21 protein-coding genes are annotated in these 16,589 nt (G+C 69.2%); 3 read left to right on the forward strand and 18 right to left on the reverse strand.

Going from position 1 to position 16,589, the window contains the following annotated elements:
- Positions 1-14: 14 nt before the first annotated feature.
- From ACFFC4_RS08780 to glgC, 10 genes are all read right to left on the reverse strand, one after another.
- Positions 15-446, reverse strand: coding sequence for a type II toxin-antitoxin system VapC family toxin (locus ACFFC4_RS08780; protein WP_375499837.1), 432 nt, complete (start codon positions 444-446; stop codon positions 15-17).
- A complete protein-coding gene (locus ACFFC4_RS08785) occupies positions 446-679 on the reverse strand; it encodes a CopG family transcriptional regulator (RefSeq protein ID WP_375499839.1) in 234 nt (77 codons plus the stop codon). The genes ACFFC4_RS08780 and ACFFC4_RS08785 overlap by 1 nt, the downstream gene beginning before the upstream one ends.
- 49 nt (positions 680-728) lie before the next feature.
- On the reverse strand, positions 729-1,499 hold the full coding sequence (locus ACFFC4_RS08790) for an amino acid ABC transporter ATP-binding protein (RefSeq protein WP_375499841.1): 771 nt from the start codon (positions 1,497-1,499) through the stop codon (positions 729-731).
- Positions 1,499-2,368, reverse strand: a complete 870-nt coding sequence (locus ACFFC4_RS08795; protein WP_375499843.1) for an amino acid ABC transporter permease — start codon at positions 2,366-2,368, stop codon at positions 1,499-1,501. The genes ACFFC4_RS08790 and ACFFC4_RS08795 overlap by 1 nt, the downstream gene beginning before the upstream one ends.
- Positions 2,365-3,264 (reverse strand): transporter substrate-binding domain-containing protein, encoded by a 900-nt coding sequence (locus ACFFC4_RS08800; RefSeq protein WP_375499845.1) that lies wholly within the window; start codon positions 3,262-3,264, stop codon positions 2,365-2,367. Before ACFFC4_RS08800 ends, ACFFC4_RS08795 begins: the two co-directional genes overlap by 4 nt.
- A 69-nt stretch (positions 3,265-3,333) precedes the next feature.
- Complete coding sequence (locus tag ACFFC4_RS08805) at positions 3,334-4,485, reverse strand: NAD(P)/FAD-dependent oxidoreductase (RefSeq protein WP_375499847.1); 1,152 nt, start codon at positions 4,483-4,485, stop codon at positions 3,334-3,336.
- 3 nt (positions 4,486-4,488) lie between these two features.
- The gene (locus tag ACFFC4_RS08810; RefSeq protein ID WP_375499901.1) at positions 4,489-5,241 is read right to left on the reverse strand and encodes an amino acid ABC transporter ATP-binding protein; all 753 of its coding nucleotides are present in this window, start codon (positions 5,239-5,241) and stop codon (positions 4,489-4,491) included.
- Positions 5,242-5,273: 32 nt separating this feature from the next.
- Entirely contained in the window at positions 5,274-6,200 is a 927-nt protein-coding gene (locus tag ACFFC4_RS08815; protein WP_375499903.1) for an amino acid ABC transporter permease, read from the reverse strand.
- A complete protein-coding gene (locus ACFFC4_RS08820) occupies positions 6,197-7,102 on the reverse strand; it encodes an ABC transporter substrate-binding protein (protein WP_375499849.1) in 906 nt (301 codons plus the stop codon). Before ACFFC4_RS08820 ends, ACFFC4_RS08815 begins: the two co-directional genes overlap by 4 nt.
- 115 nt (positions 7,103-7,217) lie before the next feature.
- Positions 7,218-8,438, reverse strand: coding sequence for a glucose-1-phosphate adenylyltransferase (gene glgC, locus ACFFC4_RS08825; protein ID WP_375499851.1), 1,221 nt, complete (start codon positions 8,436-8,438; stop codon positions 7,218-7,220).
- A 76-nt stretch (positions 8,439-8,514) separates the two neighbouring features.
- Here glgC and glgA point away from each other — a divergent pair, with 76 nt between their 5' ends.
- Complete coding sequence (gene glgA, locus ACFFC4_RS08830; RefSeq protein ID WP_375499853.1) at positions 8,515-9,672, forward strand: glycogen synthase; 1,158 nt, start codon at positions 8,515-8,517, stop codon at positions 9,670-9,672.
- Here glgA and ACFFC4_RS08835 read toward each other — a convergent pair.
- From ACFFC4_RS08835 to ACFFC4_RS08855, 5 genes are all read right to left on the reverse strand, one after another.
- Positions 9,654-10,103 (reverse strand): GNAT family N-acetyltransferase, encoded by a 450-nt coding sequence (locus tag ACFFC4_RS08835; protein WP_375499855.1) that lies wholly within the window; start codon positions 10,101-10,103, stop codon positions 9,654-9,656. The genes glgA and ACFFC4_RS08835 overlap by 19 nt on opposite strands.
- A gap of 19 nt (positions 10,104-10,122) precedes the next feature.
- Positions 10,123-10,638 carry a DinB family protein gene (locus ACFFC4_RS08840; protein ID WP_375499857.1) on the reverse strand — a complete coding sequence of 172 codons (516 nt, stop codon included), beginning with the start codon at positions 10,636-10,638 and terminating at the stop codon, positions 10,123-10,125.
- A gap of 10 nt (positions 10,639-10,648) precedes the next feature.
- Positions 10,649-11,167: an aminoacyl-tRNA hydrolase gene (locus tag ACFFC4_RS08845; RefSeq protein WP_375499859.1), complete on the reverse strand. Its 519-nt coding sequence runs from the start codon at positions 11,165-11,167 to the stop codon at positions 10,649-10,651.
- A gap of 118 nt (positions 11,168-11,285) precedes the next feature.
- Positions 11,286-12,545, reverse strand: a complete 1,260-nt coding sequence (locus ACFFC4_RS08850; RefSeq protein WP_375499861.1) for a M17 family metallopeptidase — start codon at positions 12,543-12,545, stop codon at positions 11,286-11,288.
- Positions 12,546-12,658: 113 nt separating this feature from the next.
- On the reverse strand, positions 12,659-12,826 hold the full coding sequence (locus ACFFC4_RS08855; protein WP_375499863.1) for a DUF3117 domain-containing protein: 168 nt from the start codon (positions 12,824-12,826) through the stop codon (positions 12,659-12,661).
- A gap of 187 nt (positions 12,827-13,013) precedes the next feature.
- On the opposite strand from ACFFC4_RS08855, the gene dinB reads away from it, so the two are divergent.
- Complete coding sequence (gene dinB / locus ACFFC4_RS08860; protein ID WP_375499865.1) at positions 13,014-14,213, forward strand: DNA polymerase IV; 1,200 nt, start codon at positions 13,014-13,016, stop codon at positions 14,211-14,213.
- Here the strand turns inward: dinB and ACFFC4_RS08865 are convergent.
- Genes ACFFC4_RS08865 through ACFFC4_RS08875 form a run of 3 tightly spaced genes read right to left on the reverse strand, consistent with a single transcriptional unit; the run spans position 14,202 to position 15,664 of the window.
- Positions 14,202-14,807 carry a DNA-3-methyladenine glycosylase I gene (locus ACFFC4_RS08865; RefSeq protein ID WP_375499867.1) on the reverse strand — a complete coding sequence of 202 codons (606 nt, stop codon included), beginning with the start codon at positions 14,805-14,807 and terminating at the stop codon, positions 14,202-14,204. The genes dinB and ACFFC4_RS08865 overlap by 12 nt on opposite strands.
- The gene (locus ACFFC4_RS08870; RefSeq protein ID WP_375499869.1) at positions 14,794-15,192 is read right to left on the reverse strand and encodes a DivIVA domain-containing protein; all 399 of its coding nucleotides are present in this window, start codon (positions 15,190-15,192) and stop codon (positions 14,794-14,796) included. Before ACFFC4_RS08870 ends, ACFFC4_RS08865 begins: the two co-directional genes overlap by 14 nt.
- Positions 15,193-15,235: 43 nt before the next feature.
- Positions 15,236-15,664, reverse strand: a complete 429-nt coding sequence (locus ACFFC4_RS08875; protein ID WP_375499871.1) for a PPOX class F420-dependent oxidoreductase — start codon at positions 15,662-15,664, stop codon at positions 15,236-15,238.
- A 66-nt stretch (positions 15,665-15,730) separates the two neighbouring features.
- Here ACFFC4_RS08875 and ACFFC4_RS08880 point away from each other — a divergent pair, with 66 nt between their 5' ends.
- Entirely contained in the window at positions 15,731-16,462 is a 732-nt protein-coding gene (locus ACFFC4_RS08880; protein ID WP_375499873.1) for an enoyl-CoA hydratase/isomerase family protein, read from the forward strand.
- The last annotated feature ends 127 nt before the right edge of the window (positions 16,463-16,589 follow it).

Below are 16,589 nucleotides of genomic sequence, written 5' to 3' on the forward strand. Positions count from 1 at the left end.
TGTTCCGTACGCGATCAGGCGGCCAGCGGGTCCATCAGGCGCAGACCCGGAAAGCGCGCAAAGCCGCGGTCGAGGGTGACGAACGTGGCGCCGTTCTCGATGGCGAGGGCTGCGTAGTAGGCGTCAGGGATCAGGTTCGCAGTGGCATGCACGGTGCGCACGAGCCGGTCGAAGATCTCCCAGTGCCGGCGACCCGGCGCGACGACCACACTGGACCGGCCGGCAAGGAGCGCGGCACAGAAATCGAGCGCCTCCTCCGGGGTAGCCGGCGCAGGAAAGGCACGCCGGTTGGTCGCGATGCGGACCACGGACGACAGCACGAGCTCGCTGATCCCGAACGGCTCGGCATCAGACAGGCGGGCCGTGACCCACGCACTCAGCGTGTCGTGCGCCGGGTGATCGACCCGATGGGCGCCCAGCAGGACGTTGACGTCGCAGAGCAGCATCAGAAGGGCGGTTCGTTGTCGCCGAGCACCTCGGCCAGCGCCTCCTTGTCGAGCAGATCGACGAGCGGCCCTTGGGTCGGATGGCCACTTGTCGGTAGCACGACCGACGGCGCGGTCGCATCCGGACGACGCAGGCTCATGCGCAGCGCGTCCTGCACGACGTCGCTGAGCGTGCGCCGCTGCCAAGCCGCCGCCGCCTTCGCTTCAGCCAGCAGATCGTCGTCGATCGTCACCGTGGTGCGCATCCCTGCATCATATCGGTGCATCAAGATGCGACACGGATCAGAGCCGGCCGGCATCGATGATGCGCCGCAGGAATTGGCGGGTCCGCGCCTCGACGGGGTCGGCGAGCACCTGCTCAGGCGGTCCTGACTCGAGCACCCGCCCGCCGTCGAGGTAGCAGACGGTGTCGGCGACATCCCGGGCGAAGCCCATCTCGTGGGTGGCCAGCAGCATGGTCATGCCGTCCTCACGCAACTCGCGCACCAGCGAGAGCACCTCACCGACGAGCTCGGGATCGAGCGCGCTGGTCACCTCGTCGAACAGCATCAGCCGCGGCCGGTTGACGAGTGCCCGGGCGATGGCGACCCGCTGCTGCTGGCCGCCGGACAGCTCGTCGGGCCGGGCCCGGTAGCGATCGCGCAGACCCACCCGCTCGAGCATCTCGAGCCCACGTTGTTCGGCCTCGTCGGCCCCGACGCCGTGGACCTTGCGCAGGGCGAGCGTGATGTTGTCGAGCACGCGCAGGTGCGGGAACAGGTTGTAGGACTGGAAGACGATCCCGATGCGGGAACGCACCGCGTTGGCGTCCACCCGTGGGTCGGTGATGTCCTCGCCGTCGAGTTCGACGACGCCGTCGTCGACGACCTCGAGCAGGTCGATGCAACGCAGCAGGGTCGACTTGCCGGACCCGGACGCCCCGATCAGCGCGGTGCAGGAGTGCTCGGCCGCGCTCAGGTGCAGGTCGTCGAGGACGACGGCGTCGCCGTAGGTCTTGCGCAGCCCGTCGACGCGCAGGACCGGTGGACCCGTGCGTTTCGCCAGGTCGGGCATCAGAGGATCACGCCGGAGTTGGTCCACCCCTGCCGGCGCGCAATCCAGTCGGTGAGCCGGGCGAGCGGCACGGTCAACGCCACGAACACCAGCGCAGCCATGACGTAGTGGACGAACTTGAAGTCGCGCGACACCTGGTTCTCGGCGGTCAGCACGATCTCGGCAACCCCCAGGACGGACACCAACGAGGTGTCCTTCTGCAAGCTGACGAAGTCGTTCAGCAGCGGCGGGAGCACCCGCCGTACGGCCTGCGGGAAGACGACGTGGCGCAGGGTCTGGGCATACGTCAGACCGAGGGCGCGTGCGCTGGCCCGCTGGCTCGGGTGCACGGACTGGATGCCGGCCCGGAACACCTCGGCGACGTAGGCGGTGTAGGTCAACACCAACGCGATGATGCACAGCACGAACGGGCTGGTCGGTGCACCCTGCAGGCGTAGCGAGGGCAGGCCGAAGCCGACGACATAGAGCACGATCAGCAATGGCAACCCGCGGAACAGGTCGACGTAGGCCGCGGCCAGGAAGCGCAGCGGGAAGAACACCGGTCCCTGCAGGGTGCGCAGGACAGCGATGATCGCCGCGAATACGAGGATGAACACCTCGGCGATGATCATGATCTGGACGTTGACCCACAGCGCGCTCAGCAGGCCCGGCAGGTCGCGCCACCCCACCCGGAAGGCGAAGAAGTTGTCGCGGGTGCGTGGCCATCCGGTGCTCGAGCCGACCACGAGCACGACGACCGCCAGCACCACGGCCGAGCTCAGCGTGGCAATCAGCAGCGATCGCCGCGTGCGGCCTTGCCGGTACCGCTCGCGCTCCTGCTGCCGTTCGGACGGCTGCCAGTCCGCTCTTGTGATGCTCGCGCGGGTCACTTCAGTTCGGGGGCGCCGGCCGTGGTCGTCAGCCACTGCTTCTGCAGCGCAGCGAGCGTCCCGTCCGCCCGCAGCGCGTCAACGGCTTGGCTGACGCACGAGGTCAGCGAGCTGTCGTGCTCGAGGACCATGCCGAACTGCTCGGGCTTGCCGGTTACGGGCAGCTGTCCGATGATCGTCGCACCGTCCAGCTCGGCCGCGGTCAGGTACAGCCCGGTCGGCAGGTCGACCACCAGCCCGTCGATCTGTCCGTTCTTCAGCGCCTGCACGGCGAGGTCGTTGGTCGGGTACTCGCGCGGTGTGGGACCCGGCTTGATCGTGTCGGCGATCGCGGAGAAGCTGGTCGTGCCCTTCTGGGCGCCGAGCCGGGCCGTCTTGAGCCCGGCGAGCGAGGTGACCTTCGAGTACTTGTCGCTCTTGAGCGCGACGACGGCCTGCGCGACGTCGTAGTACCCGGTGCTGAAGTCGACGACCTTTGCGCGCTGCGCTGTGATCGACACCTGGTTCACGTCGAAGTCGAACGACTTCGGTGTGGGCGCGATGACGCTGTTGAACGGCGCCTTGACCCACGTCACCTCACCGGCGGAGTACCCCAGCTTCTTGGCCACCGCGAAGGCGACCGCCGACTCGTAGCCCTTGCCGTTGGACGGCTTGTTGTCAATGAACCACGGCTCGTAGGCCGGCGAGTCGGTGGCCACCGTGAGCCGGCCGGCGGTGTGCGTCTTCAGCGTGGCTGGGGTGCAGGCAGCGGCGGCGGGCGACGACGAGGTGCCCGACGACGCCGACGCGCCCGCGCTCGGGGAGGAGCCCGACCCGCCGCCGCTGCTTTCAGCAGCGCAGCCGGCCGTGGCCAGCACAGCAGCGACGGCGGGGACAAGGAACAGACGAGCGCGCATGGGTCACATCCGGGTCAGGGCAGCACGGTGGGCGGGGGAAGTCTAGTGGTCAGATAGACAAATCATGCGTCAGGACTCGAAGTACGGCGGCGGCACGGTGCCGTCGGTGGCGTACGCCACCGCGGCGCGGGCCGCGACGGGGCCGACAAGGTTGCCGGTGCCGCTGTAGCCACCGATCGCCACTACCCCGTCGTCGACGCGGACGCACAGCGCCCGGGCGTCGTCGGTGAACCCGACGGACGCCGCCCAGCGATCCTGGACAGCCACCGGCCCGCCGGCCATGCGCGCGGCGACCCGCTCGATCCATTCCTGCACCTGCGGGGTCGGGTCGGTGGCGTGCGTCCATTCCGCGTCGGCGAACAGGTCGCGGCCACCGCCGACGTAGAGCCGGCCGTCCGCGCCCTGCTGGGCGTAGTCGTAACCCCACCGGCCGTACACCGGGCAGTCGAGACGAGGCGCGGTCGGTGCGGTGGCCAGCATCTGCAACCGCGCGGTCCGCACCCGGCCGGCCAACTGCGGCAGGAGCTGGTCGAGCCGCCCGTCCACAGCGACGATGATCACTGGCGCGCGAACCACGCCACGGGTGGTCGTCACCGTGCCGGCCTCGACACGCAGCACCGGGGTGTGCTCGTGCAGCGCTGCGCGGTGCTCGAGCCGGGCCGCGATGCTCAGCGCCCGGACCGCAGGATTCACAGCAGCGTCGTCGGGCAGGAAGATCCCGCAACCGAGGTCGCCGTCGTAGGTCTCGACGGCGATGCCGTGCTCGCGCAGGGCGGCGGCGTGCGCGGCGCAGTCGACGGCCTCCCGCTCGCGGGCCGCCTCCTCGACGTCATCGACCGCCGGGCCGGGCAGGCCGGCCAGGCGCAAGGAACCGGTGCGGCGCAACACACCCGGCGGCAGAGTTGCCTCCAGCGTGTCGATCTCGGCGAGCGTCTCGCGATACAGCTCGACGGCCGTCGGTCCCCAGGCCGCGACAGCATCGTGCAGCGGAGGTTCCGGGCCACCGAGCAGAAAACCGCCGTTGCGTCCCGCGGCGCCCGCCGCGACGCGTCCCGCGTCGACCCCCACCACCGACAAGCCTCGGCCGCATAACGCCTCGACCGCTGCCAGACCGGACGCGCCGAGGCCGACAACGCACGCATCGGCGCTCGTGTCGCCGGCCAGCGGCGGCAGCCCCGGCCACTGAGCGACGACGGCCGCGGCGTCCCACCCGACAGCCATCGCTCAAAGCACCTTGGACAGGAACGCCTTCGTACGCTCGTGCTGCGGGTTGGCCAGCAGTTCACGCGGGTTGCCCGCCTCGACCACGACCCCACCGTCCATGAAGATCAACTGATCGGCGACCTCACGGGCGAAGCCCATTTCGTGCGTTACGACGATCATGGTCATGCCGTCGCGGGCCAACTGCTTCATCACGTCGAGCACCTCACCGACGAGCTCTGGGTCGAGCGCCGATGTCGGCTCGTCGAACAGCATCAGTTTGGGCTTCATCGCCAGCGCCCGGGCGATCGCGACGCGCTGCTGCTGGCCGCCCGACAGCTGCGCCGGGTATGCCTTGGCCTTGTCCGACAACCCCACCCGGGCAAGCAGGTCCCTGGCGTTGTCGTTGGCTTCGCGGCTCTTCACCTTCTTGACGCGGGTTGGTGCCTCGATCACGTTCGACAGCGCCGTCATGTGCGGGAAGAGGTTGAAGTGTTGGAACACCATGCCGATGTCACGACGCTGCTTGGCCGCCTCGCGGGGGTGCAGCTCGTGCAGCTTGCCGCCCTTCTCGCGATAGCCCATCAGCTCGCCGTCGACGTACAACCGGCCGCCGGAGATCTGCTCGAGGTGGTTGATACAGCGCAGCATGGTCGTCTTGCCCGATCCGGACGGCCCTACCAGGCAGGCCACCTCGCCGCGTCCTACGGCGAGGTCGATTCCCCTCAGGACCTGCAGGCCGCCGAACTTCTTCTGCACCGCTTTCGCTTCAACCATCGGCCGCGCGCCGTCACTCTTGCTGAAGCTCGTCACGCGGCACCTCCGTCACGCTCGTGGCCCGTGCTCATTGCGTTCGCCAGTGCCTGCAGCTGACGCGTGCTCATCTTGCGTGACGACCCGCGGGCGAACCGCTTCTCGAGGAAATACTGGCCAACCATCAATACGCTGGTGATGGCGAGGTACCAGGTGGCAGCGACGAGCAGCATCGGGATGGGCCGGAACGTACGTCCGGCGATCTGCTCGGCCTGGTTGTAGAGGTCCGTGGACAGCGGTACCGCGGTAACCAGAGATGTTGTCTTCAGCATGCTGATCAACTCGTTGCCGGTGGGCGGGATGATCACGCGCATGGCCTGCGGCAGCACCACGCGGCGCATCGAGAGTCCCCACGACATGCCGAGCGCCGTAGCCGCCTCGGATTGTCCCTCACCGACCGACGAGATCCCGGCACGCACGATCTCGGCCATGTAGGCCGCCTCGTTCAGGCCGAGACCGAGGGTGGCGAAGAAGAACGCAGCGTCGACGCCCTGGACGTCGATGTGCGCGATCGTCGGCCCGAACGGGATGCCGAAGCGCATGTGCGGGTAGAGCGAGGTGAAGAGGCCCCAGAAGACCAACTGCACGTAAACCGGAGTGCCACGGAAGATCCATAGGTACAACCAGGCGACGGACTGGAGCACCGGGTTCGCGGTCATTCGCATGATGGCCAGCACGACACCCAGGACGATGCCAATGATCATCGCGAGCACCGTGACCTGAATCGTGACCCAGGCGCCCTTCGAGATGCGTTGATCGAACAGGTATTGCCGGTAGGTATCCCACTGGTAGTTGGCGTTGGTGGCCGCGCCGTAGACGAACAGGGCCAGCAGCACCAGGATGACCACCGCGGCGACCCACCGGCCGGGTCGCCGCAGCGGTACGGCCTTGATCAGGCCGTCGTCCTGCGAGGCGGTGCTCAGCTGGTCGCCCCATTTGTCGTGGCCGTCTTGATCGCGCCCGACGCCACGCCCCACTTGTTGCAGATCTGCAAATACGTGCCGTTGTCGATGAGCGACTGCAGGGCCTTCTGCATGGCCGTCAGCAGAGTCGAGCCCTTCTTGATCGGCCAGCCGTACGGCGCCGCGTCGGTGATCTGGCCCGCCTGCTGCAGCTTGCCGCCGCTCTGCTTGATGGCGTATGCGGTCACCGGCGAGTCGGCCGACATCGCGTTGGCCTTGCCCAGGATGACGGCGTTGGTGGCGTTGTCCTGGCTGTCGTAGGACAGCACCTTGATCGCTTTCTTGCCGGCCTTCGTGCATGCCTTGCTCAACGCCGGCAGCTGGTCCTGCTGTTCGGTGGTGTTCGACTGTACGGCCACGGTCAGACCGCACGCGCTGTTCGGGTCGACAGTCTTGCCGTTCGGAGCTGCCCACAGGATGCCAGCGCTGAAGTAGTCGACGAAGTCGACCGTCTTCTCCCGCTCCTTGTTGTCAGTGAACGAGGACATGCCGATGTCGTACGTGCCCGCGCCGACGGCCGGGACGATCTTGTCGAAGTCGGCCTGCCGGTAGGACGTCTTGAGGCCCAGAACCTTGGCCGTCGCGTCCATCAGGTCGACGTCGAAACCCACGACCTTGCCGCCTTGCAGGTACTCGTTCGGCGAGTAGGGCACGTTGACGCCGACGACCAGCGTTCCGGCTGTCTTGATCTTGGCCGGGACGAGCGAGGCGAGCGTCTGCTGCTTGTTGACCGTGGCGCTGACGGAGCCTGTCGGGCCGCCGCCGCCCTTGTCGTCGCTGTTGCTTGCGCATCCGGCGAGCACCAGAGACGCGGCGGCAAGAATCGTGAGGCCGGCAAGGGCCGGACGGGTCAGAGCAGACAAAATTCCTCCAGGCAGGGTTTTCGACACCCTAATTCACCGGTGGCCCCGTGCGGACGGCCGCTGGAAACCTTTCCGACGGGTGCGGTTCAGCGCATTGACAGCTAGCTACGAAAGATCACGGCAGTGCGAGCTGATTCTTGCCCAGCACGACGATGCCGCCGGCCGAGACGTGATAGCGCGAACGGTCGAGGTCGGGTTCGAGCCCGATGTGCGCACCTTCAGGCACGACGACGTCCTTGTCCAGGATCGCGCCGCGCACCACGGCCCCGCGGCCGATCTGCACGCCGTCCATGAGCACCGAGCCCTCGACGTACGCGCCGGCTGCGAGCCGGACGTTGGAGGCGAGGATGCTGTGTCGCACCGTGGCCCCGGCGACGATGGCGCCCGAGCCGACCATGGACTCCTGGGCGATGCCGCCCTCGACGAACTTGGCCGGCGGCAGCTGGGGGTGGTGGGTGTAGATCGGCCAACGCTGGTTGTAGAGATTGAAGATCGGGTGCACGGCAACGAGGTCCATGTGCGCGTCGTAGTAGGCATCGATCGATCCGACGTCGCGCCAGTACCCGTGATCGCGGTCCTCGGCGCCTGGGACGTCGTTGTCGGCGAAGTCGTACACGTACGCGTCGCCCTTCTTCACCATCATCGGCATGATGTTCGTGCCCATGTCGTGCACCGACTGCTCGTCGCCGGCGTCCTCCCGTAACGCCTCGAGGAGCACGTCGGTGGTGAAGACGTAGTTGCCCATCGACGCGTAGCTCTCGTCCGGGCTGTCGGGCAGCGCCGGCGGCTCCGCTGGCTTTTCGAGGAAGTCGATGATGCGACGGTCGGGATCGGCGTCGATGACGCCGAACGCGCTGGCCTCGGCCCGCGGGACGCGGATGCCGGCCACCGTCGCCCCGGCCCCCGAGGCGATGTGTTGCTCGACCATCTGACGCGGGTCCATGCGGTACACGTGGTCGGCGCCGAAGACGATGATGTAGTCGGGCTTGTCGTCGTAGATCAGGTTGGCCGACTGCAGAATTGCGTCGGCACTGCCGGTGTACCAGCGCGGCCCGAGCCGCTGTTGAGCCGGCACCGGTGTGATGTAGTCGCCCAGCGCCGTCGACATCCGCCAGGTAGTGGTGATGTGCCGGTCGAGCGAGTGCGACTTGTACTGGGTCAAGACGCAGATGCGCAGGTACTTGGCGTTGACCAGGTTCGACAGCACGAAGTCGATGAGCCGGTAGTTGCCGCCGAACGGGACGGCCGGTTTCGCGCGGTCGGCGGTGAGCGGCCAGAGGCGTTTGCCCTCGCCGCCGGCGAGAACGATGCCCAGTACTCGTGGCTCACGCGCCATGTCGCAACCCTAGCCCTCTGTGTCTTCAGCGGGCGATCCTCGTCCTCATCCGCCTGTTCCCACTAACGTCATCCCCATGCGAGTGGCCGTGCTGTCACGTGAGTACCCACCTGAGGTCTACGGCGGGGCGGGCGTGCACGTCGAGTTCCTGGTCCGCGAGCTGCGCCGGCTCATCGACGTCGACGTCCACTGCTTCGGGGCGCCGCGCGACGAGCCCGGTGTGCGCGCCTACGCGACCCCCATCGGGCTCGCTGAGGCCAACAGCGCGCTGCGCACGGTCGGCGTCGACCTCGAGATCGCCGCAGGCGTGGCCGGGGCCGACGTGCTGCACTCGCACACCTGGTACGCCAATCTGGCCGGCGTCCTGGGCGCGCAGCTGCACGGCGTCCCGCACGTGCTGAGCGCGCACTCGCTCGAACCGCAGCGCCCATGGAAGGCCGAGCAGCTGGGTGGCGGCTACCGCATCTCGTCCTGGGCCGAGCGGCAGGCCTACGAGACCGCCGACGCGATCGTGGCCGTGTCCTACGGCATGCGCGCCGACGTCCTGCACGCCTACCCCTTCGTCGACCCGGCCAGGGTCCACGTCATCCACAACGGAATCGACACCGAGTTGTACGCACCGGCGACGTCGGACGACGCGCTGACCCGCTACGGCGTCGACCCCGATCGGCCATTCGCGATCTTCGTCGGGCGCATCACCCGGCAGAAGGGCCTCGCGCACCTCTTGCGCGCCGCCGAGCAATTCGACCCGGACGTCCAGCTCGTGCTGTGCGCCGGCGCGCCGGACACCCCCGAGATCGCTGCCGAGATCGGGTCGGCCGTCGAGAAGCTTGCCGAGTCGCGGACCGGTGTCGTGTGGATCCGCGACATGCTGCCCCGACCCGAACTGGCCCAGCTGCTCACGCACGCGACCGTCTTCGTCTGCCCCTCGGTGTACGAACCGCTCGGCATCGTCAACCTCGAGGCCATGGCCTGCGAGACAGCAGTGGTGGCCAGCGCGGTCGGCGGTATTCCCGAGGTGGTGGCCGACGGGCGCACCGGCCTGCTCGTGCCTTACCACTCAGTTCCGTCGGACGAGTTCGAGGCGGGCCTCGCCGCGGCGGTGAACGCCGTCTGCACCGACCCGGTACGGGCAACGGCCATGGGTCTGGCCGGGCGCGACCGCGCCGTGCGCGAGTTCGGCTGGGACACCATCGCCCATCGCACTGTTGAGCTCTACGAATCCCTGCTCTGACGCAGTTCACTTACGTGGTCGCGCTGGCGTTCCAGGTACTTGTGGTCGGGCGGGGCGAATCCGAACCTCGCGTACAGTGCGTGCGCGTCGGCGGTATGCAACATCCAGCGCAGGTGCGCGCCCGGACCGTTGTCGATCATCTCCTCGATCACGGCGACGCCCAGCCCGCGGCCGCGGTGCTCGGGGACAATGAACACGTCACCGAGATAAGCGCTCGTCACGCCGTCGGACCACGCGCGGGCGAGCCCGACTTGCTCCCCCGTCGACGTGTACGCACCCACCACCCGCCACGCACTTGCGAGCTGGCCCGCGACGTCGGGACGGGTGCGCCAGCGGGCCCAATACGCCTCGGTCGACAGGAAGCTCCAGATGACGTCCAGGTCGAGGCGGTCCCGGTCGTCGTCGATCTCGTAGCCGTCGTGCGTGCGCATGGGCTTCAGTGTGCTCGGCTCAGCGAGCGGTTACCCCGTCGATGGCTTCCCGCAGCAGATCGGCATGCCCGTTGTGCCGGGCGTATTCACCGATCATGTGCAGATGGACCATGCGCAGTGACATCGGCTCACCGTGATGCGACAGGATGTGGTCGAACGGCAGTTCGCGGACGGCGTCGACGGCGAGTCGACTTTCGGTCAACCAGAGGTCGAGATCCTCGGCCGCATGTTCGGGGTCAATGGCCTCGAAGTCCTGGTTTCCGCGGTCGGGATCGAACAGCGGCGGCAGATCGGATGCCGGCACCCGGATGCGGAACCAGGTCCGTTCGACCTTGGCCATGTGACGCAACAAGCCCTGCAGCGACAGGGTTGTCGTGGCAATCGGGCGCCGGGCCAGCTGCTCGCCCGTCAGCCCGGCGCAGATCTTGTGCAGCGTGTTGCGCTCCCAGTCCAGGTAGGCCTCCAACATCGGGCGATCATCACCGGTCAGCGGGCCGTCGAGAGGATGCGGCGCGGGCACGGTCCAGGCGTCCATGCCGCCAGTTCTACGCCATGAGCCAAGGCACGACCGCGAGCGCAGTGGCCGTGCCGGGCTCGACCTCGGTGAAGCCGCCGTCGTGCACGACCGGCATGCCCGCCTCGACGGCCGCACGCCACTGCTGCGGGCTCGCGTCGCGAACCGCAATCGGAAAGCCGGCTGCTCTCCAGCGCTCATGATCGGCCGGCGAGCCGGTCCGCCAGCCCAGCTGACTCGCGTGCGCGGCCTGCGCCATCGCCTTGCCGGCCGTCATCTCGGCGTGCGGCGAGAGCAGCACCAGGGGCACGCCATCGGGCGCCGGGCCGGGCAGCTCGGGGTCCTCGAGGTTGGTCCCGCCGACCTGCAGACGGGCCAGCTCCGGCGGCCAGTCATAGACGGGCACCGGCGGGTAGACGCGCAGCTGCGCGGTGCCGTGCTCGACGTCCAGCCCGTCGACTGTGCGGGCACGCCGCCACTCGGCGCCGCGGGCCCGGCGGACGACCTTGCGAATCCGCTGTCCGTCCCACGCGGCGAGGGCTTCGGCCACTCCGGGCGACCCTCGGTGAGGATGAGCAGCACTGCACGCGCCGCGGCCTCGAGCGCGTCGGTTCGGGTCGGCGGATCGGCCCGCTCGATGCGAACCACGAACGGCAGCGCCAGCTCACTCATCCCTGGGCTTGCACCCAATCCGCGAGCAGCCGCGCGCCGAAGCCGGTTGCGCCGCGCGAGATCATTCCGTCGTTGCTGCCCGCTCGCGCCGGACCGGCAATGTCGAGGTGCGCCCAGGGCACCCGGCCGGCGAATGGCCGAAGGAACAGCGCGGCAGTGATGCCGCCGGGACTGCCCGGTGAGTTGTTCGCGTCGGCGACATCGGAGTCCAGCGTGGCCAGGTACTCGTCGTGCAGGGGCATCCGCCAGAGCTGCTCGCCGCTCAGCTCACCGGCCGCGAGCAGCTGACCGGCGAGGTCGTCGGTGGTCGCGAACATGCCGGCCATCCGCATGCCGAGCGCCAGCTTCATGGCGCCGGTCAACGTGGCGATGTCGACGATCGCCGACGGTTTGAGGGTGGCGGCGGCGTAGGCAAGTGCATCGGCCAGGACGATGCGGCCCTCGGCATCGGTGTTGAGGATCTCGCTCGTGCGCCCGCCGTAGTGCCGCACGACGTCGCTCGGTCGGTAGGACGCCGCGCCGAACGAGTTCTCGGCCGCCGGGACCAGAACCGTGACCCGCACCGGGACGCGATTTCCGGCGACGATGCGCAGTGCGGCCAGCGTCGCGGCGCCGCCGGACATGTCGGTGTGCATGGTGCGCATGCCGTCGCCGACCTTGCGATTCAACCCGCCGGTGTCGAAGGTGATGCCCTTGCCGACGAGCACGAGGTGCACGCCCGCTTTCGCGCCGCGAGGGCGCCAGGACGCCTCGATGAAACGCGGTGGCGCGGACGACGCCCCACCGACGGCCAGCACGCCGTGGAAGCCCTGCGCCCGCAGCCAGTCGACGTCGCGAACCTGCACGTCGACGCCGAGCGGAGCGAGTTCGGCCGTTGCCTGCTCGCCCAGCCACGCCGGGGTCTTCGTCGCTGCCGGGGTATTGGCCAGGTCGCGGGCCCAGGCCACCGCCGCGGCGATGCGCAACCCGCGCGCGATGGCTTCGGCGTCATCGGCCCCGGCCAGGGTGGCCTCGGTGGCGGTGGGCTTGGGCGAGCGCGCCTGGGTGTAGCGGTAGCCGCCGAGGCACAGACCTTCGACGAACGCGGTCAGGCGATCTCCGGCCAGCCCCGCGACGTTCAGCGTGCTGGCGCCAGGGGGCAGGTCACGCGCGCACTTGCCGCCGGCGACCCGGACGGCCTGCGGCTCGGCAGGCAGCTCGAGCGGAGGGCTCCCGGGCGGCGCGGTCGACGCGGGAGCGGCGCGGACGACGAGCATGCGCCGATCTTCCCGGACGCCGAACACCGACGAGGAGCGGGGGGCCGGACAGCACGCGGCCCCGGTGCGTGCTCTCGCACGACACCGGGGCCGGTTACGGATATGTCAGGGGACTAGCTGCCGACGGCCTTCAGGGCATCGCCCAGCGAGTCGGCCTCATCCGGGGTCATCTCGACGACGAGACGTCCGCCGCCCTCGAGCGGCACGCGCATGACGATTCCGCGGCCTTCCTTGGTGACTTCGAGCGGGCCGTCGCCCGTCCGCGGCTTCATGGCCGCCATGCGAACCTCCTCCGGTGAGCCGCACGGCTCACGATCCAGACACAACCCCGTCCGGCAGGCGATCGTCGTGGACCCCCCGTGCCGGTTTCGTCGTCCATTCTCCCTGATGACGACACCTTCCCCCAACTCCGGGGGTTGCCGACCGTTCGCGGTCGCTTACGTCGGTCCCAGATGCGAACATGCGTTCGTGTCCGCCGACCGACCCCGGGAGCCGATCCTGCACGCCGATCTCGACTCGTTCTACGCCTCGGTCGAGCAGCGCGACGATCCTGCGTTGCGCGGCCGGCCGGTCCTCGTCGGCGGCGGGGTGGTCCTGGCGGCCAGTTATGAGGCGAAAGCCCGCGGCGTGCGCTCGGCCATGGGCGGCCGGCAAGCACGTGACCTGTGCCCGGAAGCAATCGTTGTCACGCCGCGCTTCGCCGCGTACTCCGAGGCCAGCAAGGCCGTCTTCGCGATCTTCCACGACATCACGCCGCTGGTCGAAGGCATCTCGATCGACGAGGCGTTCCTCGACGTCGGCGGGCTGGGCCAGGTCTCGGGCTCTCCCGTGGAGATCGCCGTGCGCCTGCGGGCCCGCGTCCGCGACGAGGTCGGCCTGCCCATCACAGTGGGCATCGCGCGCACGAAGTTCCTGGCCAAGGTGGCCAGCGGAGTGGCCAAGCCCGACGGCCTGCGCCTGGTACCGGCCGAGGGCGAGTTGCACTTCCTGCACCCGCTCGGCGTTCAGAAGCTGTGGGGCGTCGGCGCCAAGACGGCCAGGAAGCTGGCCGAACGCGGCATCACCACCGTCGGCGAGGTCGCGGCGCTGGACGAGGCGGCCCTCGTCGCCATGCTCGGTGCGGGCTCAGGGCGGCACCTGCACGCGCTGGCTCACAACCGCGATCCGCGCCCCGTGGTGGTCGGGCGGCGCCGGCGCTCGATCGGTGCCCAGCGCGCACTCGGCCGGCGCACGATGACCGCCGCCGACATCGACGCCACCCTCATCACGCTCGTCGAGCGCACCGCCGGCCGGCTGCGCCGTGCCGAGCGGCTGGCCCGCACCGTCGTGCTGCGGCTGCGCTTCGGCGACTTCACCCGGGTCACCCGCTCGCACACTCTCCCCCGCCCGACGTGCGACACCGACGCGTTCCTGGCTGCCCTGCGTTCGCTCGTCGTCGCCGCAATGCCACTGATCGAACGCCACGGGTTGACCCTGCTCGGCGTCACACTCGCCAACCTCGACGCGCACGACGAGCTGCAGCTCGAGCTGCCGTTCGCCGGTCGCGAACCCCGTGTACTCGACGCCGCCGTCGACGACATTCGCGACCGCTTCGGCAAGGCCTCCATCACCCGCGGTGTGCTCGTCGGGCGCGACCCCGGTGCGGAGGTGCCGCTGCTACCCGACTGAGCGACGCGTGCGGAGCGAACGGGCAGGCGCTGAGCTGCTGCGCCAGCAGTCGGCGACGTGGTCGTCGACCATCCCGGTGGCCTGCATCAGCGCGTAGGCGGTGGTAGGACCGACGAAGCGCAACCCGCGGCGTTTCAGTTCCTTCGCCAACGCCGTCGACTCGGGCGAGGTGGACGCGACGTCGCCCAGCGTCTGCGGCCGCACGTGATTGTGCGGCGCGAACGACCACAGCAACGCGTCCAGACCTTCGGGTACGGAGTCGAGCACAGCGCGCGCGTTTCCGATCGTCGCGTCGATCTTCGACCTGTTGCGCACGATGCGCGAGTCGGTCATCAACCGGTGGCGGTCGCTGTTGTCGAACGCCGCGACGATCGCCAGGTCGAACCCCCGAAACGCCTCGCGGAACGCCGGCCGCTTGCGCAGGATCGTCAACCACGACAGCCCGGACTGGAAGCCTTCGAGCGTCAGCCGCTCGAACAGGGCGACGTCGCCATGCAGCTCGGTGCCCCACTCGTCGTCGTGGTAGGCGATGTAGTCCGGCGTGGACGTCGCCCACGCGCAGCGCGAGCGGTCGGCTGTTTCAGGCGTGGTCATCGGTGGGCTGGTCGTCCGCGGACGTGTTGGTCGGTTCCGGTTCTACGGCGGCGACGGGCACCGCCGGTTCACTCGTCGGCTCCAGCTCCGGCTGGTGCTCACCACGCAACCGGGCGATCTCGGCGTCCCGGGCGCGTAGCTCGCCGGCCAGCCGGTCCAGCAGGATGTCGGTCTCGGCGAAGCGGTACCCGCGCAGCGCGACCGGCAGCCGCACCCCGTCGACGTCCTCGGCGCGCAGGTCGCGCTCAGCGGGCAGCTCCCACACCGGTTCGTCCCGGATGGCCGGGGCGATCTGCTCGCCCGCGGGCAGGAAGCGTGAGGCCACGAGGAACAACCCCACCGCGACGATGATCGCGAGCAGGATGTAGAGGACGAGGTGGAACACGTCGGAATCTTGTCACGGCCCGTACCCGGGCAGCGTGTGGCGCTCAGTCGGCGATGCCGGCCAGCGCCACCGTGCGGTGCGGCGTCAACCGGACGAGCAGCTCGTCCGGCACGGCGTTGCGCCGGCCGAAGGCCTCGGCGTTCTCGGCACCCATGTACCGCCCGCCCAACCTCGTGGCCCAGACCAGCATCTCCTGGAGGTCGGTACTGATCTCGACGCGGCCGAACAGCGAGACGAACGAGAAGGGCGGCGTCGACTCGTCGACGGTCAGCGCGGCGACACCAGCGCGACGCAGGTTGCGGCCCTTCACCGTGTCGCGTCCGGTCGTGAATACGACGATATCGCCGTCGAGCACGAACCAGATCGGGGCCGCATGAGGAGTGCCGTCCGCGCGAACCGTCGACAGCACGCCGGTGCGGGTGCCGGCCGACAGGAAAGCCCGCCGGTCGTCGTCGCTCATCTCGTTGGCCATGGGCCGAGCCTAGAAGTTAGCCGAGCCTCGAAGTTGGCGGTCTGCAGACGTGATGGACTGCTGACCATGACGACCAAGTCCCCCGTCTTGCGCGAGCGCCGGCCCGACGGTATCGAGATCCTGCGGCTGAACCGCCCGGAGAAGCGCAACGCCCTCGACAGCGCGAGTCTTGCCCTTGTCACCGCCGCGCTCGAAGAGCTGTCCGCCGACGAGGAATTACGCGCGCTCGTCTTCTCCACCACGGATCCGCGAGCGCTGTGCGCAGGTGCCGACATCGGCGAGCAGCTCGACGACGCCGCGGGTTACGCGCGGATGGCCGCCTTCACCCGCATGTACAGCGGCATCGACGCGTTGCCGGTACCCGTCATCGCGGTGTGCGTGGGCAATTGCGTCGGCGCGGGCGCAGAGATAGTGGCCGGTGCCGATCTGCGGGTCGGCGGCGACAACCTCAAACTGGCCTGGGCCGGCGCACGGCTCGGCGTCCCGGTAGGCCCGGCCCGCCTCGCCCCGCTGGTCGGGTTGGCCCGGGCCAAGGATCTGATCTTCACCGGCCGCTCGATCGGCGCGCATGAAGCGCACTCCCTCGGCCTCGTGCAGCGAGTGGCCCCCGCCGCCGACGCCGAGGCGGTAGCTCTCGAACTGGCCGAGCACATCGCCGCCCAGTCGCCGGGCGGCGTCCGCGTGTTGAAGCAGATGTTCCGTGACCTCGACGGCGCACCCGCACGCATCGCGCACGAGAACGAACGGTTGCTCTACTTCCAGGAGCACGGCGCCGGCCTCCCGCGCGGTCTTTCCTGACTGTGGGCACGGCTGATTGTGGGCATGGCGCAGCGCGTCACGAACCGTAAGTATGGTTCAGAAGGGGCAGTCGTCGGGATCGGCGACGGGGTCTGAAGTGCGATCGACGGGATGTCGGCCTGGTGGG

This window comes from uncultured Jatrophihabitans sp., from assembly GCF_964244045.1.
Lineage (GTDB): Bacteria > Actinomycetota > Actinomycetes > Mycobacteriales > Jatrophihabitantaceae > Jatrophihabitans.